The sequence below is a fragment of the Nitratireductor sp. WH36-1 genome, assembly GCF_058725515.1.
Map to the genome: position 1 here is coordinate 1500246 of NZ_CM178970.1, position 24240 is coordinate 1524485.

Genomic DNA, 24240 nt, shown 5'->3' on the forward strand with positions numbered 1-24240 from the left:
AATTTTGCAATGATCACGGCTCTGTCGGCGATGGCCCTCATCGGGGGCTCAGGCTTTGCCCTGGATTATGCGAATATGAGCCGTGTGCGCGCCAGTCTTCAGAACAGTCTGGACAGCGCAGCACTTGCTGTCGCGCAAAAGGGCAAGACGATCACGGATACCGAGGCGCGCGGGATCGCCGAATCCTATCTTGCGGGCAATCTTCCCGTTGTTTTCAAGAATCTGGACGTTGACCGTGTCGGTGAATCCGTCACCGTAACGGCGGACGTGGACGTCAAGCTGTTCTTCGGCGGTATTCTGGGGAAGGAAAGCATGCCGGTTTCCGCCCTGTCGAAGGCAGATGTGGCGCTGATTTCCTATGAAATCGCTCTGGTTCTGGACACGACAGGCTCCATGAGCGGTCGCAAGCTCCGTGACATGAAGAAAGCGGTTGAAGGGCTGATCGATAACATCTCTGCACAGGTCAAGGATCCCGAGCGGCTGCGGTTTTCGCTTGTGCCATTCTCGACTTTCGTCAATGTCGGTCCGCAATTTGCACCGGATTTCGACAAGAACGGCAAAATCGTCAAGGATACTGGCGCTCCATGGCTTGATCTCGAAGGCGTCAGTGAAATCCCTCAGCTTGAGCTGGAAGCCGGCATCAGCCGCTTCGAGGCCTATCACAATATGGGGCTTGAATGGAAAGGCTGCGTTGAGACACGCATGCCCGAGGGCAACAATCGCCATGATGTGGCCGATACACCGGCTATTCCTGCGCACCAGGCGTCACTGTTCATACCCACGTTTGCGATCGATGAGCCGGAGGACTATCGCAACGATTACATCGAGTCCGAGGTCGATCCACGTGGCAATGACCGGGAGAAGAAGCTCAAGAAATATGGTTTCAATGGCCTGAAGAAAATCTTCAAGCGCCTCAAGCTGGACGACTTGGACAGCAATCGCGGTCCGAACTATATGTGCGTTTCCGAGCCTCTGACGCCTTTGACGAACGATTACGCCGATCTGAAAAAGAAGGTTAAAAAGCTCAAGGCAAGCGGCAACACCAACATCATGGAAGGTGTGGCGTGGGGCACGCGTGTTCTCTCGCCGCACGAGCCCTTTGCCGGTGGCGATCCGAATGACGGCATCATCAAGGTGATGGTTGTCCTGACCGACGGCAAAAACATTTTCGGTGTTCGTGATGACAGGCTGCGGTCGCGCTACTCGAGCTTTGGTTTCATGGTCGACGGCCGCCTTGATGGTGAAGTGAACGCCAGTTCCAGCAAGTCGACCAAGCTGATGAACAACAAGACGCTTGAGGCCTGCACCTATGCCAAGGCGGACGGGATCGACATCTACACGATCCGGCTTGAAGAGGACGACTCCGATACAGGTACGCTGATGAGCGCCTGCGCGAGCCGGCCAGACCAGTATTACGACACCCCCTCCAGCAGTCAGCTCAAGAAGGTGTTCGAGAACATTGGCGAGAAGATCGTTCGGCTTCGTCTGTCGACCTGACGGAAGACGGAGCGCTGAAAAGGAAAGGGCGGCTCGAGGGCCGCCCTTTTTGCTGTGTTGTTATTCCGCCAGTGCGGGCTCGCCGCGCCGTTCGCGGATCAGATTGGCGAAGCGGCGGAAGAGATAGTGCGAGTCCTGCGGGCCGGGCGAGGCCTCCGGGTGGTGCTGCACCGAAAAGACCGGGCGTCCGGCGATGGTCAGGCCGCAATTGCTGCCGTCGAACAGCGAGACATGGGTCTCTTCCACACCTTCCGGCAGCGTGTCGCCATCCACCGCAAAGCCGTGGTTCATGGACACGATCTCCACCTTTCCGGTGGTGAAGTCCTTGACCGGGTGGTTTGCGCCATGATGACCCTGATGCATCTTCACCGTCTTGCCGCCAAGCGCCAGGGCAAGCATTTGGTGGCCGAGGCAGATGCCGAAGACCGGAATGTCGGTTTCAAGCAGTTCACGGATCATCGGTACGGCATAATCGGCGGTTGCCGCCGGATCGCCGGGGCCGTTGGAGAGGAAGATGCCGTCGGGCTTCATGGCGAGGATGTCTGCGGCGCTGGTCTTGGCGGGCACCACCGTCACCTTCGCGCCGAGACCGGCCAGAAGGCGCAGAATGTTGCGCTTCGCGCCATAGTCGACAGCGACGATGTGGTGGGTCGGCTCGTCCTGCGCGCCAAACCCTTCATCCCAGACCCACGGCGTTTCCGTCCAGCCCATCGACTGGCCGGAGGTAACCTCCTTGGCGAGGTCGAGGCCGACCAGACCCGACCATTCGCGCGCCTTGCTCTTCAGGGCTTCGATGTCGAACGCGCCATCGGGATTGTGTGCGATCACCGCGTTGGCCGCACCCTTTTCGCGCAGAAGCGCGGTCAGCGCGCGCGTGTCCACGCCGCTGATGGCCACGATGCCGCGGCGCTTCAGCCAGCCATCGAGATGGCCGCCGGAGCGGTAGTTCGAGGGGTTGGTGATGTCAGCGCGGAAAACAGCGCCGACCGCGCCAGCGCGCGCCGCCGGGTGCAGGTCTTCGATGTCTTCGTCATTGGCGCCGACATTGCCGATATGCGGGAATGTGAAGGTGACGATCTGGCCGGCATAGGACGGATCGGTCAGAACCTCCTGATAGCCGGTGAGCGCGGTGTTGAAGCAGAGCTCGCCAATGGCCTCTCCGCCAGCGCCAATGCCTTTGCCCTCTATGACAGTGCCATCGGCAAGCACGATGAGAGCCGTTGGCCGGGTCGTGCTCCATGGGGCGGTCTTGGTCGCCATTGGGAAGTCTCCATCCTTCGTGTGCCCGGGCGCGATCACGGTCATATGACCGGGCGCTCCGTTCAGGTTCCTTTAGCATGATCTGCGAGCAGACCGGTTCTCACTTTTTGCCGCCGAGCGCAAGAGGCTTGCGCCCGAGGGGCCTTGAAAGAAGGTGCCTTATAGGCCATATGCCCCATCGACATGGGTCCAGCCCCGGGCGAAATCGCCGGTGGATTCAGGCCGAAACGGAAATTGTCCATGCAGGTCGCGGACAATAGGCAAAGGCTCAAAAACGGTCAATCTGTAGCAAATAAATATTTATGCCAATGTTTCCAATGACTTATGGGGGCGTTGCGGCTTGCTTCGAGATTCGGCCGGGGCTATGTTCATCCTAGTGACTGGAGACAGGTGTTATGATGCGCGAGAAACTCGCCAGGGTGTTGAACGATGCCGTCAAACAGAAGGACAAACGCCGCGTTTCGACGCTGCGTCTGGTTCAGACCGCTATCAAGGACCGCGATATAGCCAATCGCGGAGCCGGCAAGGATCCTGTGAGTGATGAGGATATCCTCCAGATTCTCTCGAAAATGGCCAAGCAGCGTCAGGAATCGGCAAAGGCTTTCGAAGAAGGAAACCGCCTCGAGCTCGCAGAGCAGGAACGCGAGGAGATCGTGGTGATCACCGAGTTTCTGCCAAAACCCCTTGGCGAAGACGATCTGAAGCAGGCCTGCGCCCAGGTGGTGCAGGAAGTCGGCGCAGACGGTTTGCGCGACATGGGGCGCTGCATGAACGTTCTGAAGGAAAAATTCCCCGGCCGTATGGATTTCGGCAAAGCCAGCGGCATCGTGAAGGGCATGCTGCGCTAGCGCCTTTCACATATTGCGGGAAACAGGATGTCAGGGCGGCTCGATCGGGTCGCCCTTTTTGCATTCAGGCGAAGAGGGGTTTGACCTTCCAGCGGCTGGAAGGGGTAACGCAGGAGCGAACACATATCTCTGGAGGTGTGCAATGGCCGATGCGCATAAACATGATCACGCTGTAAAAGCCTGCTGCGGCGGACATAAGGAGGCTCACGCCGAAGCCTCGGCGCGTGACCCGGTTTGCGGTATGGACGTGACGATAGAGGGAGCCGGGCACACGCTGGAGTACGGCGGTGAGCGTCACTATTTCTGCTCGCAGCGCTGTCAGGACCGGTTCGATGCTGATCCGAAGCGGTATCTGGATGGCGCGCGGCAACAGGAGCCCATGCCCAGGGGTACCCAATACACCTGTCCCATGCATCCCGAGATCATTCGCGACGAGCCGGGTTCATGCCCCATCTGCGGCATGGCGCTGGAGCCCATGGGCGTGCCCACCGGCGAGGAGGGGCCCAATCCCGAACTCGTGGATTTCACCCGCCGTTTCAAGGTAAGCGCAGTTCTGGCGGTTCCGCTGCTGCTGATCGCGATGGGGCCGATGGTTGGCTTGCCTTTCCGCCACTGGATCGGTGAGCCGCTTGCGGTCTGGCTGGAATTCGCGCTGGCAACGCCCGTGGTTCTGTGGGCGGCGCTGCCGTTTTTCCGTCGCGGCTACGATTCCATCGTCAATCGCAGCCCCAATATGTGGACGCTCATCTCCATCGGTGTGGGCGCGGCCTATGCCTACAGCGTCGTCGCCACCCTGATGCCGGATATCTTCCCGGCCCAGTTTCGCGGCGAAGGCGGTGTGGTGCCGGTCTATTTCGAGGCAGCGGCCGTCATCGTGGCGCTGGTCTTTCTCGGTCAGGTGCTGGAGCTGAGAGCGCGTGAGCGTACCGGCTCGGCCATCCGGGCCCTGCTCGATCTTGCGCCAAAAACGGCGCGGCGCATTGCCGAGGATGGTTCTGAGGCCGATGTGCCGCTGGATGACGTGCGTGAAGGCGACCGGTTGAGGGTGCGCCCCGGCGACAGCATTCCCGTCGACGCCACGGTCGAGAAGGGGCGTTCCTCCGTCGATGAATCCATGATTACCGGCGAGCCCGTTCCCGTCGAAAAGGCCGAAGGGGACCCGGTAACGGGCGGCACGATCAACAAGAATGGCACGCTGATCGTGCGCGCCGACCGGGTCGGTTCGGAAACGGTCCTGTCGCAGATCGTCGACATGGTGGCCAAGGCCCAGCGCTCGCGCGCCCCCATTCAGGGGCTGGCAGACCGGGTTTCGTTCTATTTCGTGCCAACGGTGGTGCTGGTCGCCATCATTGCCTTTGTCGTCTGGGCGATGTTCGGTCCTGCGCCTTCAATGGTCTTCGCCATCGTCTCGGCGGTCTCGGTGCTCATCATCGCCTGCCCCTGTGCGCTTGGGCTTGCCACGCCCATGTCGATCATGACGGCCACGGGCAGGGGCGCGCAGGCGGGTGTCCTCATCAAGGACGCAGAGGCGCTGGAGCGCTTTGCCAGGGTGGACACGCTGATCGTGGACAAGACCGGAACCCTGACCGAGGGGCGTCCGAAACTGACCGATGTGGTGGTTGCCGAGGGGATCGACGAAAAACGCTTCCTCAAACTGGCGGCAAGTCTGGAGCGAGGTTCCGAACATCCGCTGGCCGAGGCAATCGTCGCTGGCGCGGAAGAGCGTGGCGTCACACTCGAAACGGCTTCCGATTTCGAGGCAATCACCGGCAAGGGTGTTTCCGGCACGGTCTCGGGCAACCATGTCGCACTGGGCAACAGGGCGATGATGGAAGAGGCCGGCGTCACGGTTGACGCTCTGGTTGAACAGGCCGACGCACTGCGCAGCGATGGCAAGACAGCCATGTTCGTTTCTGTCGACGGAAAGGCAGCCGGCCTCATTGCCGTCGCCGATCCGGTCAAGGAGACGACGGCCGATGCGATCCGCGCGCTTCATGATCTCGGCCTCACCATCATCATGGCGACCGGCGACAATGCCCGCACGGCGAAGGCGGTCGCAGAACGCCTCGGCATTGATGAAGTGCGCGCCGACATGCTGCCGGAGAGCAAGCAGGCGCTGATCGAGGAGCTGCGCGCCAAGGGAGCCAGCGTGGCGATGGCGGGCGATGGCGTGAATGATGCGCCTGCACTCGCCGCTGCCGATGTGGGCATCGCCATGGGGACCGGTGCAGACGTGGCTATGGAAAGCGCCGGCATCACGCTGGTGAAGGGCGATCTGAACGGGATTGTGCGGGCGCGCGCTCTGGCGCGGGCAACGATCCGCAACATCAAGGAGAACCTGTTCTTTGCCTTTGTCTACAATGCGCTCGGCGTGCCGGTGGCCGCTGGCATTCTCTACCCGGTCTTTGGCACGCTTCTGTCACCGATGATCGCAGCAGCGGCGATGAGCCTGTCTTCGGTTTCCGTGATCGCGAACGCCCTGCGCCTTCGCACCGTGAAGCTCGGATAGATCTGGTTCTTCGCGAAGGCTGAAATGAAAAAAGCCCCGTCCTGAGCGGGGCTTTTTGTTGAGATCTCTCAGGCTGCGTTCGCGTCGGAGCGCTTTTGCTCCCCCGTTTCGAACTCCCGGAGCACATCCTCGATCGGGCTGGGTCGACCCAGATAATAGCCCTGTCCGATCTGACAGAACTCGCTGGCGAGAAAGCTGAGCTCGCCGGAGGTCTCCACACCTTCCGCCAGCACCGGCAGGCCGAGGCCGCGCCCGATGCCCAGAACCGCTTTCACAATGGTTGCGGCCTGTTCGTTGGTGTCCACCTGACGAATGAAGCTGCCGTCGATCTTGATCTTGTCGAACGGGAAGGCGCGCAGGTTGGAGAGTGAGGAATAGCCGGTGCCGAAATCGTCCATCGCCACCTTGATGCCGAGCGCCTTGAGCTGGCGCAGCGTGGTGAGCGCACGGTGCATGTCGCGCACCAGGGCCGTTTCGGTGATCTCGATCTCCAGGCGATGCGGAGAGAGGCCGGTTTCCAGAAGCACGCGATGTACGGTCTGCGGAAAGTTCACACTGTGCAGCTGCACGGCGGAGACGTTGACCGCGATCATGAGATCGTCTTTCCAGCTGGCCGCTGCGCTACAGGCAGTCTGCAGAACCCATTCGCCGATCGGCACGATGGCGCCGCTTTCCTCGGCAACCGGAATGAAGACGCCCGGAGAAATGTTGCCGCGCTCGGGGTGTTTCCAGCGCAGAAGCGCCTCGTATCCGATCAGCTCGCCCGTATCGAGCTTCTTCTGTGGCTGGTAGACGAGGTGAAACTCTCTGCGGCCCACCGCATGGCGCAGCTCATGCTCCATGATGCGCCGCGCGCGCGCTTCTTGCCCCATTTCGTGTTCATAGAAGCGATAGGTATCGCGGCCCTCGGACTTTGCGCGGTAGAGCGCGGTGTCTGCGTGGTTGATCAGGGCCTCCTGATCTCTGGCGTCCTGCGGATAAAGCGCAATGCCGATGCTGGTGGACATCAGGCCATCATTGCTCGCCTGCTCGTTTTCCTTGCGGAAAGCGTGAAGGATTTCCTCTGCGAGTGCCGCAGCCTCGCGCGGATCAGAAAGCCCCGGTGCAATGATCGCGAACTCATCGCCACCAAGGCGCGCAAGCATCTGCCCATGGCGAAGCGCACGGCCAGCATTGTCGGCGACCTTGCGCAGCATCGTGTCTCCGGCTGCATGGCCAAACAGGTCGTTGACCTCCTTGAAACGGTCAAGGTCGAGACAGAGAAGCGCGATGGATTTGCCTTCCGGGAGCGCTTCCATCTCTTCTTCCAGCCGGGCGGTGAAGTTGCGCCGGTTGGGCAGGTTGGTCAGCGTGTCATGCATGGCGAGCCGGCGGATATCGGCCTCCGCCTTCTTGCGCTCGCGCAGGTCGCGCACAGCGACGACGGTGTGCGGCTTGCCGCTGTAGTCGATGACGCGCGAAAGAAGTTCAACAGGCTGCGTGGTGCCGTCCGCATGTTTCAGCGTGGTCTCCCAGACCGGTTCATCGGCAAGGACGCCATTCTTCTCGATGGAGGTGAAGAGCCTGGTGAAGTCCATGCCGATGAGCTCATCGAGCGGGCGGCCGCTCAGTGTGCAAAGGCTTTGGTTTGCGGTGATGATGGTGGTGTCATCGCAGACCAGAAGCCCTTCCATGGCGGCGTTGGCGAGGCCGCGCATGCGGCGTTCTTCGGTGATTGCACGGCTGCGGTCACGGATGTCGACCCACAGCGCTACGGCCGTCATCAGGAAGATCATGAAGGCTGCGAACGCGACCGCCATGGCCAGCCACATGGACGGTATGGAGAAGGGCGAGATGGTGATCGTCGGGTCGGGAATGATCGAAACGGCGCCCATCGCGGTGAAGTGCATGGTGCAGATGGCCAGCGTGAGCGTCAGGCTCGCGGCGATGGTCTTGGCTTCATTGCTGCGGGAGAGCGCAATGCGCATCGCCAGTGCGCCAAGCACCACGCCGGCAATGAGTGAAGCGGCGACCAGCCCCATGTCCCATATGAGACGGCCTTCAACCTCGAGCGCTGCCATGCCCGTAAAGTGCATGACGGCGATGCCGGAGCCGACAATCGCGCCGCCGACCAGATGATGATCGAGTTTCTGGCGGGCTGCGACCGACATGCCAAGTCCGCTGAAGACGATGGCGAGCAGAAGGGAGACGGCTGTGAGCGGCACGTCATATGCCGTAGGAAGGCCCGGAGCGAAGGCGAGCATGGCAATGAAATGCGTCGCCCACACGCCAAAGCCGAAGCAGATTGCGGCAACGGCGGTCCATAACCAGCGCGTGCGGCCGGTGGATTTACATAAATGCTGGAGCAGGATTATCGCTGCAAAGGATGCGATGGCTCCGATGACCCCGGCCAGAAGCACCATTCCCGGGTCGTGTTCATTGACGATGCAATTGTAAACCGTAAGCACTTTGTGTCCCGCCACCTGATCGTTTTGTCAGTCGCTGGCCGTGCATTCGGGCGCAGCGCGCTGTTCTTTGAACCAGCGTTTAGCATCACTGTTTTGAATAATCGGTTAAGTTGTATGGCGGTTATGAAGTACCAGCCTGACGGGGCAGGGCTGTGAATACCGTGAAGAAGCCGGATCTCGATTCGCCGTCGCCGACGAACGTGCTTATATGGAGCGGCTAGAGGCTCTGAACTGAACAATGCGCTTTCCGAATTCCTTTCTTGATGAGATACGCGACCGCGTTCCGATTTCGCAGGTGATCGGCACACGTGTGACGTTTGACAGGCGCAAGACAAACGCCTCGCGCGGCGACTATTGGGCCTGCTGTCCCTTCCATGGCGAGAAGTCCCCGAGTTTTCACTGCGAGGACCGCAAGGGGCGTTACCACTGTTTCGGCTGCGGCGTGTCGGGCGATCATTTCCGCTTTCTCTCCGAGCTCGATGGAATAAGCTTCCCCGAAGCGGTCGAGCGTATTGCCGACATGGCCGGTGTGCCGATGCCGCAGCGCGATCCGCAGGCGGAGCGTCGCGAGCAGAAGCGCGCCTCACTCTCCGAGGTCATGGAAATGGCGGCAGGCTATTTCCAGAGCATGCTGCAGGAGCAGCAGGGCGCCGAGGCGCGGGCCTATCTGCGTTCGCGCGGGCTCTCCAGCGCCACGCAGCAGAGCTTCCGCATCGGTTACGCGCCGTCGAGCCGCAATGCGCTCAAGGAGTTTCTTGCCGGCAAGGGCGTTGGGAAGGATCAGATCGAGGCCTGCGGTCTTGTCGTGTTCGGCCCCGATATCCCGGTTTCCTATGACCGTTTCCGTGATCGCATCATGTTTCCCATCGAGGATGCACGGGGACGGGTGATCGCTTTTGGCGGTCGCGCCATGTCCAAGGATGTGCCTGCCAAATATCTGAACTCGCCCGATACCGAGCTCTTCCACAAGGGAACGGTGCTCTACAATCTGGCGCGCGCGCGCCGTGTGTCCGCGAAGGGCGACACCGTTATCGCGGTGGAAGGCTATATGGACGTGATCGGGCTTGCGCAGGCGGGCTTTGAAAACGCCGTTGCGCCGCTCGGAACGGCGCTCACGGAAAACCAGCTCGAACTGCTCTGGCGCATGACCGGTGAGCCGGTCCTGTGTTTCGACGGCGACGAGGCCGGGCTGCGCGCTGCCTGGCGCGCTGCCGATCTCGCCCTGCCGGTGGTGCAGCCGGGGCGCAGCCTGCGCTTTGCGCTTTTGCCCGAGGGCAAGGACCCCGACGATCTGGTGCGCGAGGAGGGGCCGGACGCATTTGCGGCGGTTCTGTCCGGCGCGCGCCCGCTGGCCGACATGCTCTGGATGCGCGAAACCTCCGGCAAGGTGTTCGATACACCCGAACGCCGCGCTGAGCTGGAGCGCAATCTGCAGGCGCTGACGGCGCAGATCCGCGACGAAAACCTCAAGCGCCACTACAGCCAGGACATGCGTGAGCGTGCGCGCACCTTCTTTGGGGGCGAGCAGTCGAAGCGTGGCGGCCAGCGTGGCTACCGCGATGGCGGCGGTGGTGGTGGGCGCAATCGCGGTTTCAGCGGCAGGCCCGGTGGGGCGTCAGGACGGCTTGCGGTTTCCGAAAGCCTGGCCCGCTCGGCTCTGGTGCGCAGTTCCAAACCCGCAATGCCGCTGCGCGAGGCAACCCTCCTCGTGACGCTGGTGAACCATCCGGGCCTCCTGGATGAGTATTTCGATGCGCTCGATCAGATGCTTCTGGCCAGTGCCGATCTCGGGCGGCTGCGCATGTCTCTTCTGGATGCAGTGGCGCACAACCCCGCGCATGACCGGGACATGATCCTCAAAAAGATCGAGGATGACGGACTGGTCGGGATCTGGAAGCAGGCGGAGGCGCGCGTGAAGGGCGCTTACATGTGGCCGGCCCTTGAGAATGCTGCTCTGGACGATGCGCGGGAGGCTTTTGCGCAGACCCTCTACTTGCACCGGCGCGCAGGCTCTCTACATAAGGAGCTGAAAGCGGCCGAACTGGCGCTCGCAAACGATTGGAATGAAGAGGATGCGCGGCATCTGACTGAGATCCAGGCGGAGCTGAGCAATCTGCAGGCAACTGAAGCGCTCATTGAAGGCTTCGGTCTTCTATCAGGGCGTGCGAATCGATCTTGAGCGTGACAAACCTATCTGGTTGGCTAAAAACCGGCCGAAACGGGAAAAAGCACGAGAATCACCCTCTGATTCGCTTTTTTACTCCGAATCAGGGTGCTTCGGCTTGACGTTGCGCCGGAATGCAGGAATCAGGTTCGATTCGAGAATGGGCTGTGCCGACGCCGCGAAAAGCGCGGCACGCAAGAGAAAAGATACTGAAATTGGACACGATAGGGAGTCCACCTAAGTATCAGGGTTAATCCGACATTAACGCGGCCGGCGCTAGACCACGAATCAGGTTGCGGGATGTCGTGACGGACAGCCGTTGCAGCGGCGGCGACGGGGTGGCATGGAACCCCGCTCGGTTGGAGAAGGCAAAGCATGGCGACAAAAGAGAAGGAAGAGGTCGAAACCGAACGCGAGGGCACCGACGGCCCTTTGCTCGACCTTTCCGATGACGCAGTCAAGAAGATGATCAAGGCCGCGAAGAAGCGCGGCTATGTGACAATGGACGAGCTTAATGCCGTTCTTCCTTCTGGCCAGGTCAGTTCCGAACAAATCGAAGACACCATGGCGATGCTCTCGGATATGGGCATCAATGTGGTCGAGGATGAGGAAGCTGCGGAAGACAACGATTCCAATGACAGTGAGGAAAGCAGCGAGCTGACCACGCAGTCGGGAACGGCTGTCGCCACGACGACCAAGAAAGAGCCGACGGACCGTACCGACGATCCGGTGCGCATGTATCTGCGCGAAATGGGCTCGGTCGAGCTTCTGTCGCGCGAAGGCGAAATCGCCATCGCGAAGCGCATCGAGGCTGGCCGCGAGACGATGATCGCGGGGCTTTGCGAAAGCCCGCTGACCTTTCAGGCGCTCATCATCTGGCGTGACGAACTCAACGAAGGCAAGATCCTGCTGCGCGAGATCATCGATCTCGAAGCGACCTATGCCGGCCCGGAAGCCAAGCAGGCGCCGGTCGTTCAGCGCCCTGATGAAGAGAACAAGCCTGCTGATGACAAGTCCGCGCGTTCGCGCAGCGACGACGTCACCAATGTAGGCGGCGAGGGCCAGAGCGAGGAAGAGGACGACGAAGAGGATGAGGCCAACCTGTCGCTTGCCGCGATGGAGGCCGAACTCAAGCCCGGCGTCATGGAGACGCTGGACTTCATCGCCGACACCTACAAGAAACTGCGCAAGCTGCAGGACCAGAAGGTGGAATCGAGCCTGGCCGACGCCGACAGCCTGTCGAGCAGCCAGGAGCGCCGCTACAAGCAGTTGAAGGGCGAGCTGATCACTTCGGTGAAGTCGCTTTCGCTCAACAATGCGCGTATCGAGACGCTGGTCGAGCAGCTTTACGACATCAACAAGCGCCTTGTGCAGAACGAGGGCCGTCTGCTGCGGCTCGCCGAAAGCTATGGCGTGAAGCGCGAATCCTTCCTCAAGGAGTATCAGGGGTCCGAGCTCGACACGAACTGGACCGAGCGCGTTGCAACGCTTTCCGGCAAGGGCTGGAAGGAGTTCTCGAAGAACGAAGCCAGGGCGATCGAAGATCTGCGCACCGAGATCCAGAATCTCGCGCAGGAAACCGCGATCTCCATCGGCGAGTTCCGTCGCATCGTGAACCAGGTGCAGAAGGGCGAGCGCGAAGCTGCAATCGCCAAGAAGGAGATGGTCGAGGCCAATCTGCGTCTCGTGATCTCCATCGCCAAGAAGTACACGAACCGCGGCCTTCAGTTCCTGGATCTGATCCAGGAGGGCAATATCGGCCTGATGAAGGCGGTGGACAAGTTCGAGTACCGCCGCGGCTACAAGTTCTCCACCTACGCGACCTGGTGGATCAGGCAGGCAATCACCCGTTCGATTGCCGACCAGGCCCGCACGATCCGCATCCCGGTCCACATGATCGAGACGATCAACAAGATCGTCCGCACCTCGCGCCAGATGCTGCACGAGATCGGCCGCGAGCCGACCCCGGAAGAGCTGGCCGAAAAGCTGGCCATGCCGCTGGAGAAGGTGCGCAAGGTGCTCAAGATCGCCAAGGAGCCGATCTCGCTCGAAACCCCGGTGGGTGACGAGGAAGATTCGCATCTCGGCGACTTCATTGAGGATAAGGGCGCTGTCCTGCCGATCGACGCGGCCATTCAGGCGAACCTGCGTGAGACCACCACCCGTGTTCTCGCTTCGCTGACCCCGCGCGAGGAACGCGTGCTGCGCATGCGTTTCGGCATCGGCATGAACACCGACCACACGCTGGAAGAAGTCGGCCAGCAGTTCTCGGTGACGCGTGAGCGTATCCGCCAGATCGAGGCGAAGGCGCTGCGCAAGCTCAAGCACCCGAGCCGCTCCAGAAAGCTGCGGAGCTTCCTGGACAGCTAATCAGATGTCACTCACGACCTGCGATAAAAACCCGGCTGCAAAGCCGGGTTTTTTGTAATCTAAATTTGTAAAACAATAATTCTATATTCGTCCGTGATCGTCTTTCCTTTCTGATCTATAATTTGATTTGTTCTGTTTATTTAAGCGGGGCCCTTGGCGTGCTCGGCGTTTTCATTGAGCCGGGAGAGCGTGATGAGAGCTTTGAAAGCCTCGCGGCTGTCTTTCCTGGCAAGGTGCAGGGCAGTGCGTCGGTTGCGGAGGTCGACCCGGGCGGGCTCCTGCCGGACGACCTTGCCTATTGGTTCTATGAGGGCTCGCTCACGACGCCGCCTTGCGCCGAAATCGTCGACTGGATGGTTTTGCGCGCACCAAAGCGGGTCGCGGCTGAAGACATTCGCCGGTACACGACGCTCTATTCGGGCAATGCAAGGCCCGTGCGCCAGTCAAACCGGCGCTTCATCCTCGCTTCGCAGTGATTGGCATCAGGTTCTTTCGCCGGCATGCGCGGGCATATTCGGAATGATGAGGGCCGGGCTTCGTGTCCGGCCTCCTTCATTCTCCGTAAGGTCCTGTTTTACCTCCAAAGCCCAGCTTGCAACGCCAGTGTGGCAGGCGGCAGGATTTGTTGCAGGCGGTATGGGCGATGAAGGGCGCATCCGGTCGGTGGCCGGTGTGCGTCGCAGGGAGGTGTGACATGACCACCTACATCATTCTCATCAACTGGACCGACCAGGGCATCAAGAATGTGAAGGATTCGCCAAACCGGCTGGAAAGCGCGAAGGCTGCGCTTTCCAAAATGGGTGGCACCCTGCGGGCGTTCTATCTGACCATGGGTGAATACGACATGGTCGCCGTGTCCGAGGCCCCTGACGATGAGGTTGCGGCGCGCTTTGCGCTGACGCTCGGCATGGGCGGCAATGTGCGCACGAAGGTGGTGAAGGCCTTCCCCGAAGCCGCCTATCGCGACATCATCGGCTCGCTCGGTTAGGGATAAGCTCGCTCCGGTGCGCTTGACAGGTTCGGCTCGCCGGGGCACCACCTCCGGATGCGACAGGCAATTCTCTCCGTGTCGACCATGGGCGCGGGGCTTTACGAATTTACCGATCGGGTTGAGGATTTCGTCAGGGAGGCAGGTGTTGAGGCCGGTCTCCTGACGGTCTTCGTGCGTCATACATCCTGCTCCCTGACCATTCAGGAGAACGCGGACCCGGATGTGAAGCGGGATCTGGAGGTGTTCTTTCGCCGTCTCGTGCCGCCCGCGGATGACGCTTCAATGAGCTGGGTAGTTCACCGTCTGGAAGGTCCCGACGACATGCCGGCCCACATCAAGGCGGCGCTGACACAGGTTTCCATCGGTATTCCGGTGGTGCAGTGGCGTCTGGCGCTCGGGACCTGGCAGGGAATCTACCTCTTCGAGCACCGCACACATCCGCACCAGCGCGAGGTGGTATTGCACCTCTCCTGAGGAGAGAGTGTTCGCAATGGTTTCGCAGCAATGCGTCTGCGGGTAAAACGATATCAAATATCGAATTTGACGGGAGTAAGCGTATGTCATTCTTGAAGCGGCTTTTCGGGGGCGGGGGCAGCGCGCCGGAAACGGGTGAGGCAAAGCCTGTCGGAGACGCGGTGGAGCACAAGGGCTTCACGATCCAGCCGACGCCCTTCTCCGAAGGCGGCCAGTTCCAGACCTGCGCGCTTATCACCAAGGACGTGGATGGCGAACGCAGGGAACACCGGCTGGTGCGCGCGGACCGTTTCCCCAGCGCTGAATTCGCCGCCGATCAGTCGATCCGCAAGGCGCGGCAGATGATCGATGAGCAGGGCGAGAAGATCTTCACCTGATCTTCATCGAGCGGGTCTGGTTCGCTGGTTCTTTGCGCTGAAAGGGATTGCACGTTGACGCTTGCGGCATCGCTGTTTCCGATCCTGTGCTGGATCTTCTACACCGTCTTCGCCAGCTGGCTGGAGAAGCGCCGGCCGTCTCTGTCCATCATCATGGGCGCGCAGCGCCATCGCTGGGTGCGCAATGCCGTCCGTCGCGAAACGCCCATGGATGCAATCCTGTCGGGCAATCTCATGGGGGCGGTGTCTTTCTTCGCCTCCACGACGGTGCTGATCATTCTGGCGATGATTGCCGTCTTCGGGCAGGTCAATGCGGTGCTGGACGCGGTGACGGTGATGCAGCCGGCGCTCGATGTCGACAAGGCGGCGGTCGAGCGGCATCTGGTGATCTTTCTGCTGATGTTCGTGATGGCGTTTCTGTCGTTCACGCTTTCGCTGCGCCAGTTCAACCATTTCTGCATCATGCTTGGCGCTGCCGACGATTCCGAGGAAAGCGACCCGGAAGAAATCTACATCATGGCCGCGCTCAACACGATTGCGGCGCGCAACTTCAATCAGGGCATTCGCGCCTACTACTTCTCGATCGGCATGATTGCGTGGTTTGTCTCCGCCTGGGCGGCGATTGCGGTCAGTCTCGTCATCTTCGCCTCCATTCTCTACCGGGAATTCTTCTCCGCCGCACGCGAGCTCGTGGCGGGTCTCAAGGTCGAAGTCATCGAACCGGCTGGGAAAAAGGGCCAAGTGGGCGCGAAGACGGTGGGCGAGAAGACGGGTGCGCGGAAGCCCTGACCGGCTTCTGTTCAAAGCTGGCTATGCCTGTCCGGTTTTCTGTCTGGCAGCATCAGCCCATTGGCTGAGTACTGCGAACGTATCGGCCTCGCGCGTTCGGTCGATGGTCATGCGCACCAGTCCATTGTTCCAGATCTTGCAGGGCAGGTCTTCAAGAAGTCTGCGCGGCAGGATTTCCTTGCCATCCGGCGTGCGGTTTTGAAAGCTCACGAAATTGGCGTTGGCCGGATAGACTTTCAGCCCCCGTATCGTTTCAAGCAGATTTTTGAGTCTGACTGCCGCCTGATGGACAAGCCGGCCCTCCTGGATAGCGAGTGCGTACCAGTTCTCCTCAAACAGGGTCCCGAGCGCCGTGATCTGCGCAAAATCCAGCATGTAGCGTGGCTGGTTTCTTGAAATCCTCTGCAAAAGCACTGCCGGAGCAATTATTGCTCCAAGTCGCATGCCGGCCACCCCAAACGCTTTTGAAAACGACAGGAGATTGATGAAGCCGTATGCCAGATAGGATCTGAAGAGCGCCGGGCCAAAGTCGGGCCGGAAAAACGCATACGTGCTGTCGATGGCGATGTGGCGTCTGGTCGATACGGGGATGGCATGCAGATCCTCTGCGCACAGCCAGTCGCCTGTCGGATTGTTCGGGTTGCAGACCAGAAGGTGGCTGTTGGCGTCGGGAACAAAGTTCATGAGGGACGCCGGGTCGTAATGCTCGACGGCCAATCCGCTCGCCTGCATGATCGTCCCGTATGCAAAATAGCCGGGGGAGGGCAGCGCCACGCTTGCAGCTTCGGTCGCTGCAAAGCGTGCCAGCAAATCCAGTGCCTCCGTGCAGCCATTGGTTGGAAGCACATTTTCTGGAGCCATGCCGAACCTTGCGCCGATGCATTGCCGCGCGGCCATGGCGGAATTCGCGGGATAGCGCCGCCAGTCCAGGTTGCGCAGGCGTGACGCGACCGCCTCCTTGAATGCATCGGGGAAGGACCAGTCTGACAGGGTCATGTCGATGCCCCTGGGTGGTGCTTCATAGATCTTGGTTGTCATGTCTCGTCTCCTCCTCAACGGTCGGGCAGGGTGCGCGGCGCCAGTAAGCCATTGCTGGCTTGAAGTTGAAGCAGGCAGGCAAACAGAAGGCGTCCGAAGAGGAGGGTGAGCCAGGTGGCTTCAAGTGTCAGGCGACCTGTGAACCACAGCCCTCCGACAATGGGCAGCACAAAGCCCCAGAGCGAGCCGGCAAGCGCCAGCAGAACCTGAAACGGCGACATCGTGACCTTCATCACTGCGGCCCTGAATGCTGCGCAGGGTTCGATCAGGAACTGTATGGCGATGGCGCACAGGATGAGTGGTCCGCTTGTCGTCCAGAAGCAGCTCGTGCTGAACGGAGACAGGCCCGCATTCCAGGCTGCTATTCCCAGAAGTGTCAGTGAGAGAAGCGCGCAGATCGAAACAATCGCCATGAACATGGAGCGCTCGGTGGCTTCAAGGTTCTCTGTTCTGTCGAGGGAGCGCAGCATTCGCCCTGCGACCACGCCGAAAGACTTGAGCGGCACGATGAAGGTGCGAACAATCGTAAAGCCGATCGACGTGTAGGTGGCGGCGGCGGGGTCGGTTGCACGCAGGGCTGTCAGTACAAGCCAGAATGTCGAGGAGAGAACGATGATATCGCTGCCGGAAGCGAGCGCCTGGCCGGAGATCGCGTAGCCTGCGCGCCATGAGCCTGTCGGCTGGAACAGGGTTCTGAGGTGATTGGTGATGCGCAGCGCTATGCAATAGCGCAGGCTGATGTAAAGCTGCGTCGTGAGGCTGATCATCCCCACAAAGCTGAGCAGAAGTGCGGGATTTGCTGGAAGAAACTGAAGGGCGCTTGCTGCCGTCAACTGCAGGAGAATTGCCTGAAAGGTGACCGCGAGCTGAGTGTTTTCCATCTGTGCGCGTACCAGATAGCCTCCCATGAGTGCGTTCAGGCCGGTGACGGGAAAACCAATCGCGCAGAAGACAAGGTAGGCTGGGAGCAGCGAAAAAAGATCGTCCGAGATGAGGAGAATGGTCGTTGATGTCACGCCGAAAAGAAGCAAAAGGCTTCCGCAGAGGAGACAAAAGGCTTCCGCCATTCCCCTGATTCTGAAAGGGCGGGACTGCTTTCTGCGTTGAGAAATCACAACGATCCGAAAGCCGGAGAGTGGGACGGAGAAGGCGGCGCAGAGAAACCACCCCATACCATGCGCGGCTGCGGCCTGGGTGCTGGTTGTCGCCAGCGCGACCGAGAATATAAGTCCGCTGATGCCGGCTGCAAATATCGCGAATGAAAGTTGGCCGCCTCTCTTGAGAAAATCGCGCGTCGTGCGCTGCAGGAATCGTGTGTTCATTTTTCGCCAGATTGAGGCGGTGGGATTTCCTGCCCCTGCTTTGAGCCGATATCATTGATTTGAGCCAGTGAAAGGCCGAGTTCGTTTTTGAGAAAACGACATATGGTCCAGTAGTCGGATATTTTATCGGTAAACGGTCCAAATCTATTTATGTATTTTGGTAGCCATTCGAGCATCTGATCTACCATTTGTTCTTTTCCTACCTTCTTGCTGTATTCCTCCATGCTGATGGTTTCGTGGTGTATGAAGCGCTTTCCGGGGAGTTTCTTGCAGAGGTTGTCGTAGGACGCGGTCTGCATGATGAACTCATGCCAGATGTCATCAACTTCGGCGTTCAGCGGGATGAAGGATGTGTCTTCATCCGAGGCAATCGTCATGAACTTCAAGAACTCTTCAACCTGTAGAACGAGCACGGCGTCACTGCGTTCGGGAAGGTTTTCTTTCAGGACATCCCACATTTTCGCAGTTACATATTTTTCGGCAAGCATATGACTCTCCTGCGTTGTCGGAGACAGGGCGCTTGAAAGCGCCCTGTCTTTGCACTCATACAAATTGGTATTCTTCTTCCTGATTAACGGCGCAGCATGAGTGTCCGTAGGACAGAAGCTTCAGGAAGTGGCGCTTCAGGATAACTTCGCGGATATTTTCGTAGGTCATTTTCGTCTCCACTAATTTTCACGCGTCTCGTCTGAGGCGCGTATTTATTTAAATATTGTTTTCGTTTGATTTCAACATCTATAAATAAAAAACAATGTAAGTGATATACTATATTTGTTATAATTGTTTTGCTTTTTGGGAGTTATTTTTAATGATTGCATTGTTATGTTTGGTGTATTTCGAAGTAATTCTTCGGTGGACTTGAAATTTCTGGCAGGCGAGCAATGATGTGGTGCGCCTGGCGCCCCGACCGCGTGTTGCGGGGGCGAAGCTATGGCGGCCAGAAGCGCTGCAAGGCGCGATGCACCGCGCTTTGCAGAGAGCCTTCAGAGGGGAGGGGCTGGCGCCCCGATATGAAAATCAGGTTATGTCAGGCTTGCCGAGTGGGGGCCGGAGGGGAGACCGGAGCCGGGGCTGTGGCGAGGCCTTCGATAAGCCCGTTCAGAGCCTTGATCTGCGCGTCCGCATCGCTGCCCGCGTCGATGGCAAGGGCTGCCCGATCAAAGGCGGCTGCCAGCAGGCCCGTCAGTGCATCCAGTGGCAGGCTGCGCAGCGCGCCTGCCTCCATGGCTGCGTGGAGCCCTTCACGCAGGGTTCTGTTGCCGTGGCGATCTTCGATTTCATCCATCCGCCTGCGTCCCAGAACGGCCGGGCCGTCAAGCAGGAGGAGGCGTGTTCTTCCAGGGTGGGTCATGGCGTTGAGATAGGCTGCGCCGCCGTCGATCAGCGCGGCTGTTGCGGAGGTCGTGTCCAGAGCGCCTGTCTCGATTTCACGCGCAACACTTTCGGCTTCCCGTTCCGCTACGGCGGCGAACAGCGCCTGCTTGTCTGCAAAGTGATGATAGAGCGCGCCGCGTGTCACGCCGGCTTCGCGGACGATCTCCGGCGTGCCCGTTTCCGCGTAGGACTTCTCGACGAAGAGGCGGCGGGCCGCCCTGATCAGCCTGTCGCGCGTGTCTTCACTGCGTTCGCGGTTTGAACGGCGGGGTGTGGTCTGTTGCATACATGCAGCCTGTATGTTAATCGATAATACATGCAGTCTGTATGTTTATAGGCGCATCGCCCGCGTCTTGCCAAGGCCTCCGGCCTGTCTGCCGGGCGGCAGGAGGCCGGGCAGCGGCGAGGGGGGGCAAAGGGGCGGTGGCGACGACCCGCAGGCAAAGCGGCTGCATGAGAAACGCGGTGAGGGAGAAGACCGATGAAAGTCACCAGCTACTACCCGGTCATTATGACGGGAAACGTGGCCGAAACGGCTGCATTCTATTGCGATCATTTCGGTTTCCAGCCGGCATTTGAGGCCGACTGGTATGTCCATCTTCAGTCAAAGGAAGATCCGGGCGTCAATCTCGCCATACTGGATGGCTCGCACCCGACGGTGCCGGAGGCGGCGCAGGGTAACGTGACGGGCCTGATCCTCAATTTCGAGGTCGAAGATCCCGATGCCGAATATGCGAGGTTAAAGGGGGCAGGCCTGCCGATCCTGCTCGAACTGCGCGACGAGGCATTCGGTCAGCGCCACTTCATCACGGCCGATCCCAATGGCGTTTTGATCGATGTGATCAAGCCGATCCCGCCATCGGCGGAATTTGCGGAGCAGTATGCACAGGATGCATTGCCGCAGTAGCGGGGGGCATATGGGGAGCCGCGGCGCTTTTACGGCGGCGGCTCCCGGCCGGCTCAATCAGCCGGCGACGACTTCGACGATCTCGATCTCGAAGACCAGGTCGTGCCCAGCCAGCGGGTGGTTGGCGTCGACGGTGATCTCGGCTTCGGAAACGCCGACAACCGTCAGCGAAATCTGGTTGCCGTCCGGGGTGGTGGCCTGAAGGTTGGAGCCGACCTGCACTTCCATCTCCGGCGGAAGCGCCGTGCGCGGCACCACCTGAACCTGGTTTTCGTCCCGTGCGCCATAGGCTTCTGCGGCAGGAATGGTCAGCGTTCCGCTCTCACCCTGCTTCATGCCCTGAATCTGCCGGTCGAGGCCGGGAATGATCTGGCCGCTGCCGACCTTGAACTCAAGCGGCTCGCGTCCGGCTGATGAATCGAACTGCGTGCCGTCAGCCAGCTTGCCAGTGTAATGAATCCTCACGACATCGCCGCTTTTGACCTGGCTCATGTCTGTCTCTCAATCGCTTTTGTGTGAGAAGATGGTGACGCGGCATAGCGCTCAGCGTCGGTGAACAGGGGGTGCGGCAGCGCCCTTCACCCCTTGCCGACACAGCCTAGTGCGTCAGATACGGCCCTGTAAAGCGATTGTGGCAAAACGGCCGGGGACAGCGCGGCGTCCCCGGCCTTTGCGGCAGTTCTTTCTGGCCCGGCGCTTGGGGAGCTGGTTGATGCGGACCAACCGCCGCGATCTCTGACGGTCTACTTTCCGGTGATGGCCCAGTTCACGCCAAACGGATCGCGGATCTGCCCGTAGCGGTCTCCCCAGAACATGCGCTCAAGCGGCATCACGACTTCCACGCCCGCGCCAACGGCGCGCGACCACCACCCGTCCACATCCTCCACGGCCAGTGTGAGCGTGTATCCGGAGTGCTCACGCAGTGGCTGGCCGTATTCCGGGTAGGCATCGCTCAGCATGATCGAGCCACCATGGATAAGGAGGTGGATGTGCATGGTGCGGCCGCTCTCATCCTCGGGATGGCGATGGATTTCGGTCGCGGCGAATGCCTGCTCATAAAACGTGGCCGCCTTTGATGCGCCGTCCACCATCAGATAGGGGGCGACACCGCCCTGAACCTTGGGCAGTTCCTGATTTTCATCAACGGTTACGCTGGTTTCGGACATGATGGCTCTCTCCTCATTGGGGACCGGAAAGTCGGCCCATGTCGGAAGGACGAAAAGCGCTTCGCCCTTCCGACAGTGCGCGTGCGTTTTCTTGAAAAAAAAAGTGGGAGAGAGGCTTCAGTCTGCCGAAACCCGTTGGGACAGCCTGTCGAGATGTTCGCGGATATGGCTTGCCTCGGCGGGCGTGCGCGCAAGGGCGATTGCGCGGTTGAAGGCCTCGCGGGCCTCCGCCATGCGTCCGATCTCACTGAGATATGCGCCCCGAACGCCATGGAAATAGAAATAGCCCGAAAGTCGATCGGCAAGCGGGGCAATGAGCTTCAGTGCGGCTTCCGGCCCCTTCGTCTTCGACACGGCAACCGACCGGTTCAGCGTGATGACCGGGGAGGGCGTCAGGTGTTCGAGCATCTGATAGAGCAGGTCGATCTCTTGCCAGTCCGTGTCCGCAGCCGTCCTGGCGCGAGAGTGCAGTGCGGCAATGGCCGCCTGAACCTGATAGGCCCCCGGCTGACGGTGGCGCAGCGCCTTGTCGACCAGCGCCAGCCCTTCATCGATGTTCGCCCTCTTCCAGAGTGTGCGGTCCTGATCTTCCAGAAGCACGGCCTTGCCTTCGGGGTCCGTGCGGGCGGGGCTTCGGGCATGTTGAAGCAACATCAGGGCCAGAAGCCCCATGATCTCGGGTTCTGCCGGAAACAGGCGCAACAGCAGGCGGCAGAGCCGGATCGCCTCATCACAGAGTGAAGCGCGCACGGTCTCATCGCCGCCCGAGGCTGAATAGCCCTCGTTGAAGACGAGATAGATCATGGCCGCCACTGCGCCCAGGCGTGCCGAACGCTCCACCGCATCGGGTGCGGCAAAAGGAATGTTCGCTTCCGCCACCCGACGCTTGGCGCGCGTAATGCGCTGTTCCATGGCGCGTTCATTGACGAGAAAGGCGCTCGCCACCTCCCGCACGCTGAGGCCGGAAACGATGCGCAGCGCCAGCGCCACCTGCTGCGTGGCAGGCAGGTCCGGGTGGCAGCACACGAACATGAGGCGCAGGATGTCGTCGCGATAATGCGCGTCGTCCAGCCGTTCGGCGATGTCCGTTTCCGCATCCTCAAGATCGGAAATTCGGTCCTCGGGTGGCAGGGCGGTGTTGCGCCGGTCGCGCCGTACGCTGTCGAGCGCGGCATTGCGTCCGACAAAGATGAGCCAGGCGGCAGGATCGCGCGGCGGTCCCTTGAGCGGCCAGGTCTTCAGGGCGCGCAGGCACGCTTCCTGAAAGGCTTCTTCGGCCCGGTCCAGATCGCGGAAGTAACGCAGCAGCGCGCCCATCGCCTGTGGGCGAGCGCTTGTCAGCGCGTTCTCGATCCAGGCCAGTTCGGTCATAAGGTCAGGGTTTCCTTTCCAGTGAGATTGCCCTTTTCAAAGATCTGCATCGGGCGGATTTCGAAGGTGACGCTCTCGCCTTCCTTCATTCGCTTGGCGAAATCGACAACTTCATCAAGATTGTCGCAATCGACCACGTAGAAACCGAGAAGCTGTTCCTTGGTCTCGGCAAAGGGGCCGTCGAGCACGAGCTGTTCGCTGCCGGATGCGCGGATCGTGGTCGCAGCAGATGTGGGCATGAGGCGGATCGCAGGACCCATGCGCCCCTTGTCGACCAGCTCTTTCTGGACCCGGCGGCGCTTGGCCAGCACCGCGTCATCCTCTTCCTTGGACCAGGACATGACCACGTCTTCGTTGTGGTAGCAGAGAATTGCATAGAGCATTCCGGTTCCTTTCTCGATTGGAAGACGGCGAAGCTTGCCGCAGTCCGACACGAGGCGTCGAGAAAAAACTTCTGCGGATGGCGCAAAGCCATCCACCGGAATATTGTCAAGAAAACTTCCTACCGGCGTTCAATCCTGATAGCTGAAAGCCGCGTCACCAACCGAGAGCCAGCCATGTTCGCCAACACATTCCCTGATCGCGCCTTGATCGCCGAGACCGTGGCCAAGATGCTGATCGAGATCAAGGCGGTGCATTTTCGCGCCGATGAACCCTATACCTTCACTTCCGGGCTGAAGAGCCCCGTCTATATTGACTGCCGGAAACTGATTTCCTACCCGCGTATCCGTTCGGCCATCATGGACTTTGCGGCCTCCGTCGTGCTTCGCGACGCGGGCTTCGAGAAGTTCGATGCCGTTGCCGGCGGCGAGACGGCAGGCATTCCCTTCGCAGCCTGGCTTTCCGACAAGCTCGGCCTGCCCATGCTCTACGTGCGCAAGAAGCCCAAGGGCTTTGGCCGCGATGCGCAGATTGAAGGCGATCTGAATGAGGGCGCACGCCTTCTTCTGGTCGAAGACCTGACCACCGACGGCGGCAGCAAGCTGAAATTCGCCGAAGCCGTCCGCAAGGCCGGCGCCGAGGTAACCGACACCTTCGCCGTTTTCTACTACGGCATCTTCCCCGAAACGCCGAAGCGTCTGGAAGACGCCGGCATGCGCCTGCACTACCTCACCACCTGGTGGGATGTGCTGAAAGTTGCGCGTGCGGAGAAGCTGTTCGACGAGAAGACGCTCGACGAGGTGGAGAAGTTCCTCAACAAGCCGCTCGAATGGTCCGCTGCCAATGGTGGCATCGCCGAGCTCGGTGAAAAGGCCGGCTGATCGAGAGCCTTCCGGCCTCCGGGCCTGTAAAAAATAGAAAGCGGCAGTTCGGCTGGTCGGAACTGCCGCTTTCA

General features: G+C 60.2%; 21 protein-coding genes and 1 pseudogene. 12 read left to right on the forward strand and 10 right to left on the reverse strand.

Going from position 1 to position 24240, the window contains the following annotated elements; translation table 11 throughout:
* The first annotated feature begins 9 nt into the window (after positions 1 to 9).
* Complete coding sequence (locus tag AC4PTT_RS07190) at positions 10 to 1497, forward strand: VWA domain-containing protein (protein ID WP_492162393.1); 1488 nt, start codon at positions 10 to 12, stop codon at positions 1495 to 1497.
* Positions 1498 to 1557: 60 nt separating this feature from the next.
* Here AC4PTT_RS07190 and carA read toward each other — a convergent pair whose 3' ends face one another.
* On the reverse strand, positions 1558 to 2757 hold the full coding sequence (gene carA / locus AC4PTT_RS07195) for a glutamine-hydrolyzing carbamoyl-phosphate synthase small subunit (RefSeq protein WP_206543964.1): 1200 nt from the start codon (positions 2755 to 2757) through the stop codon (positions 1558 to 1560).
* A 398-nt stretch (positions 2758 to 3155) separates the two neighbouring features.
* Here carA and AC4PTT_RS07200 point away from each other — a divergent pair, with 398 nt between their 5' ends.
* The gene (locus AC4PTT_RS07200; protein WP_492162593.1) at positions 3156 to 3605 is read left to right on the forward strand and encodes a GatB/YqeY domain-containing protein; all 450 of its coding nucleotides are present in this window, start codon (positions 3156 to 3158) and stop codon (positions 3603 to 3605) included.
* A 142-nt stretch (positions 3606 to 3747) separates the two neighbouring features.
* The gene (locus tag AC4PTT_RS07205) at positions 3748 to 6114 is read left to right on the forward strand and encodes a heavy metal translocating P-type ATPase (protein ID WP_492162394.1); all 2367 of its coding nucleotides are present in this window, start codon (positions 3748 to 3750) and stop codon (positions 6112 to 6114) included.
* Positions 6115 to 6182: 68 nt separating this feature from the next.
* Here the strand turns inward: AC4PTT_RS07205 and AC4PTT_RS07210 are convergent, their stop codons facing one another.
* Complete coding sequence (locus AC4PTT_RS07210; RefSeq protein ID WP_492162395.1) at positions 6183 to 8561, reverse strand: bifunctional diguanylate cyclase/phosphodiesterase; 2379 nt, start codon at positions 8559 to 8561, stop codon at positions 6183 to 6185.
* A gap of 238 nt (positions 8562 to 8799) precedes the next feature.
* Between AC4PTT_RS07210 and dnaG the strand changes: the two genes are divergently transcribed.
* The 7 genes and pseudogenes from dnaG (at position 8800) to AC4PTT_RS07245 (ending at position 15726) form a co-directional block, all read left to right on the forward strand.
* Positions 8800 to 10740, forward strand: a complete 1941-nt coding sequence (gene dnaG, locus AC4PTT_RS07215) for a DNA primase (RefSeq protein ID WP_206543961.1) — start codon at positions 8800 to 8802, stop codon at positions 10738 to 10740.
* A gap of 360 nt (positions 10741 to 11100) precedes the next feature.
* The gene (gene rpoD, locus AC4PTT_RS07220) at positions 11101 to 13095 is read left to right on the forward strand and encodes an RNA polymerase sigma factor RpoD (RefSeq protein ID WP_113155733.1); all 1995 of its coding nucleotides are present in this window, start codon (positions 11101 to 11103) and stop codon (positions 13093 to 13095) included.
* Between the two features lie 143 nt (positions 13096 to 13238).
* Positions 13239 to 13571 (forward strand): annotated as a pseudogene (locus tag AC4PTT_RS07225) (carbonic anhydrase family protein); the annotation flags it as partial.
* A gap of 218 nt (positions 13572 to 13789) precedes the next feature.
* The gene (locus AC4PTT_RS07230; RefSeq protein ID WP_113155731.1) at positions 13790 to 14083 is read left to right on the forward strand and encodes a GYD domain-containing protein; all 294 of its coding nucleotides are present in this window, start codon (positions 13790 to 13792) and stop codon (positions 14081 to 14083) included.
* A 57-nt stretch (positions 14084 to 14140) separates the two neighbouring features.
* Positions 14141 to 14560: a secondary thiamine-phosphate synthase enzyme YjbQ gene (locus AC4PTT_RS07235; RefSeq protein ID WP_492162396.1), complete on the forward strand. Its 420-nt coding sequence runs from the start codon at positions 14141 to 14143 to the stop codon at positions 14558 to 14560.
* Positions 14561 to 14643: 83 nt separating this feature from the next.
* Positions 14644 to 14937: an HlyU family transcriptional regulator gene (locus AC4PTT_RS07240; RefSeq protein WP_206543958.1), complete on the forward strand. Its 294-nt coding sequence runs from the start codon at positions 14644 to 14646 to the stop codon at positions 14935 to 14937.
* 54 nt (positions 14938 to 14991) lie between these two features.
* Positions 14992 to 15726, forward strand: a complete 735-nt coding sequence (locus AC4PTT_RS07245) for a DUF599 domain-containing protein (protein WP_492162397.1) — start codon at positions 14992 to 14994, stop codon at positions 15724 to 15726.
* 21 nt (positions 15727 to 15747) lie between these two features.
* On the opposite strand, the gene AC4PTT_RS07250 is transcribed toward AC4PTT_RS07245, so the two are convergent.
* The 4 genes from AC4PTT_RS07250 to AC4PTT_RS07265 all read right to left on the reverse strand — a co-directional run bounded on the left by AC4PTT_RS07250 (position 15748) and on the right by AC4PTT_RS07265 (position 19746).
* Positions 15748 to 16764, reverse strand: a complete 1017-nt coding sequence (locus tag AC4PTT_RS07250) for an aminotransferase class I/II-fold pyridoxal phosphate-dependent enzyme (protein ID WP_492162398.1) — start codon at positions 16762 to 16764, stop codon at positions 15748 to 15750.
* Positions 16765 to 16778: 14 nt separating this feature from the next.
* Positions 16779 to 17795, reverse strand: a complete 1017-nt coding sequence (locus AC4PTT_RS07255) for a hypothetical protein (RefSeq protein WP_492162399.1) — start codon at positions 17793 to 17795, stop codon at positions 16779 to 16781.
* Between the two features lie 287 nt (positions 17796 to 18082).
* The gene (locus AC4PTT_RS07260; protein WP_492162400.1) at positions 18083 to 18574 is read right to left on the reverse strand and encodes a UCP032817 domain-containing protein; all 492 of its coding nucleotides are present in this window, start codon (positions 18572 to 18574) and stop codon (positions 18083 to 18085) included.
* A 539-nt stretch (positions 18575 to 19113) separates the two neighbouring features.
* The gene (locus tag AC4PTT_RS07265) at positions 19114 to 19746 is read right to left on the reverse strand and encodes a TetR/AcrR family transcriptional regulator (protein ID WP_492162401.1); all 633 of its coding nucleotides are present in this window, start codon (positions 19744 to 19746) and stop codon (positions 19114 to 19116) included.
* A 195-nt stretch (positions 19747 to 19941) separates the two neighbouring features.
* Here AC4PTT_RS07265 and AC4PTT_RS07270 point away from each other — a divergent pair, with 195 nt between their 5' ends.
* Complete coding sequence (locus tag AC4PTT_RS07270) at positions 19942 to 20367, forward strand: VOC family protein (RefSeq protein ID WP_113155725.1); 426 nt, start codon at positions 19942 to 19944, stop codon at positions 20365 to 20367.
* Positions 20368 to 20424: 57 nt separating this feature from the next.
* Here AC4PTT_RS07270 and AC4PTT_RS07275 read toward each other — a convergent pair whose 3' ends face one another.
* From AC4PTT_RS07275 to AC4PTT_RS07290, 4 genes are all read right to left on the reverse strand, one after another.
* Entirely contained in the window at positions 20425 to 20859 is a 435-nt protein-coding gene (locus AC4PTT_RS07275) for an FKBP-type peptidyl-prolyl cis-trans isomerase (RefSeq protein ID WP_113155724.1), read from the reverse strand.
* A 251-nt stretch (positions 20860 to 21110) separates the two neighbouring features.
* On the reverse strand, positions 21111 to 21533 hold the full coding sequence (locus tag AC4PTT_RS07280; RefSeq protein ID WP_206543954.1) for a VOC family protein: 423 nt from the start codon (positions 21531 to 21533) through the stop codon (positions 21111 to 21113).
* A gap of 117 nt (positions 21534 to 21650) precedes the next feature.
* A complete protein-coding gene (locus tag AC4PTT_RS07285) occupies positions 21651 to 22904 on the reverse strand; it encodes an RNA polymerase sigma factor (protein WP_297560323.1) in 1254 nt (417 codons plus the stop codon).
* Positions 22901 to 23287 carry a YciI family protein gene (locus AC4PTT_RS07290; RefSeq protein ID WP_113155721.1) on the reverse strand — a complete coding sequence of 129 codons (387 nt, stop codon included), beginning with the start codon at positions 23285 to 23287 and terminating at the stop codon, positions 22901 to 22903. The genes AC4PTT_RS07285 and AC4PTT_RS07290 overlap by 4 nt, the downstream gene beginning before the upstream one ends.
* 174 nt (positions 23288 to 23461) lie before the next feature.
* Between AC4PTT_RS07290 and AC4PTT_RS07295 the strand changes: the two genes are divergently transcribed.
* Positions 23462 to 24166 (forward strand): orotate phosphoribosyltransferase, encoded by a 705-nt coding sequence (locus AC4PTT_RS07295; protein WP_113155720.1) that lies wholly within the window; start codon positions 23462 to 23464, stop codon positions 24164 to 24166.
* Positions 24167 to 24240 lie beyond the last annotated feature (74 nt).

Bases quoted from the DNA above. Each gene is read 5' to 3' on its own strand.
- AC4PTT_RS07190 (WP_492162393.1), top strand. From the start codon at position 10: ATGATCACGGCTCTGTCGGCGATGGCCCTCATCGGGGGCTCAGGCTTT.
- carA (WP_206543964.1), bottom strand. From the start codon at position 2,757: ATGGCGACCAAGACCGCCCCATGGAGCACGACCCGGCCAACGGCTCTC.
- AC4PTT_RS07200 (WP_492162593.1), top strand. From the start codon at position 3,156: ATGCGCGAGAAACTCGCCAGGGTGTTGAACGATGCCGTCAAACAGAAG.
- AC4PTT_RS07205 (WP_492162394.1), top strand. From the start codon at position 3,748: ATGGCCGATGCGCATAAACATGATCACGCTGTAAAAGCCTGCTGCGGC.
- dnaG (WP_206543961.1), top strand. From the start codon at position 8,800: ATGCGCTTTCCGAATTCCTTTCTTGATGAGATACGCGACCGCGTTCCG.
- rpoD (WP_113155733.1), top strand. From the start codon at position 11,101: ATGGCGACAAAAGAGAAGGAAGAGGTCGAAACCGAACGCGAGGGCACC.
- AC4PTT_RS07230 (WP_113155731.1), top strand. From the start codon at position 13,790: ATGACCACCTACATCATTCTCATCAACTGGACCGACCAGGGCATCAAG.
- AC4PTT_RS07235 (WP_492162396.1), top strand. From the start codon at position 14,141: ATGCGACAGGCAATTCTCTCCGTGTCGACCATGGGCGCGGGGCTTTAC.
- AC4PTT_RS07240 (WP_206543958.1), top strand. From the start codon at position 14,644: ATGTCATTCTTGAAGCGGCTTTTCGGGGGCGGGGGCAGCGCGCCGGAA.
- AC4PTT_RS07250 (WP_492162398.1), bottom strand. From the start codon at position 16,764: ATGACAACCAAGATCTATGAAGCACCACCCAGGGGCATCGACATGACC.
- AC4PTT_RS07260 (WP_492162400.1), bottom strand. From the start codon at position 18,574: ATGCTTGCCGAAAAATATGTAACTGCGAAAATGTGGGATGTCCTGAAA.
- AC4PTT_RS07265 (WP_492162401.1), bottom strand. From the start codon at position 19,746: ATGCAACAGACCACACCCCGCCGTTCAAACCGCGAACGCAGTGAAGAC.
- AC4PTT_RS07270 (WP_113155725.1), top strand. From the start codon at position 19,942: ATGAAAGTCACCAGCTACTACCCGGTCATTATGACGGGAAACGTGGCC.
- AC4PTT_RS07275 (WP_113155724.1), bottom strand. From the start codon at position 20,859: ATGAGCCAGGTCAAAAGCGGCGATGTCGTGAGGATTCATTACACTGGC.
- AC4PTT_RS07280 (WP_206543954.1), bottom strand. From the start codon at position 21,533: ATGTCCGAAACCAGCGTAACCGTTGATGAAAATCAGGAACTGCCCAAG.
- AC4PTT_RS07285 (WP_297560323.1), bottom strand. From the start codon at position 22,904: ATGACCGAACTGGCCTGGATCGAGAACGCGCTGACAAGCGCTCGCCCA.
- AC4PTT_RS07290 (WP_113155721.1), bottom strand. From the start codon at position 23,287: ATGCTCTATGCAATTCTCTGCTACCACAACGAAGACGTGGTCATGTCC.
- AC4PTT_RS07295 (WP_113155720.1), top strand. From the start codon at position 23,462: ATGTTCGCCAACACATTCCCTGATCGCGCCTTGATCGCCGAGACCGTG.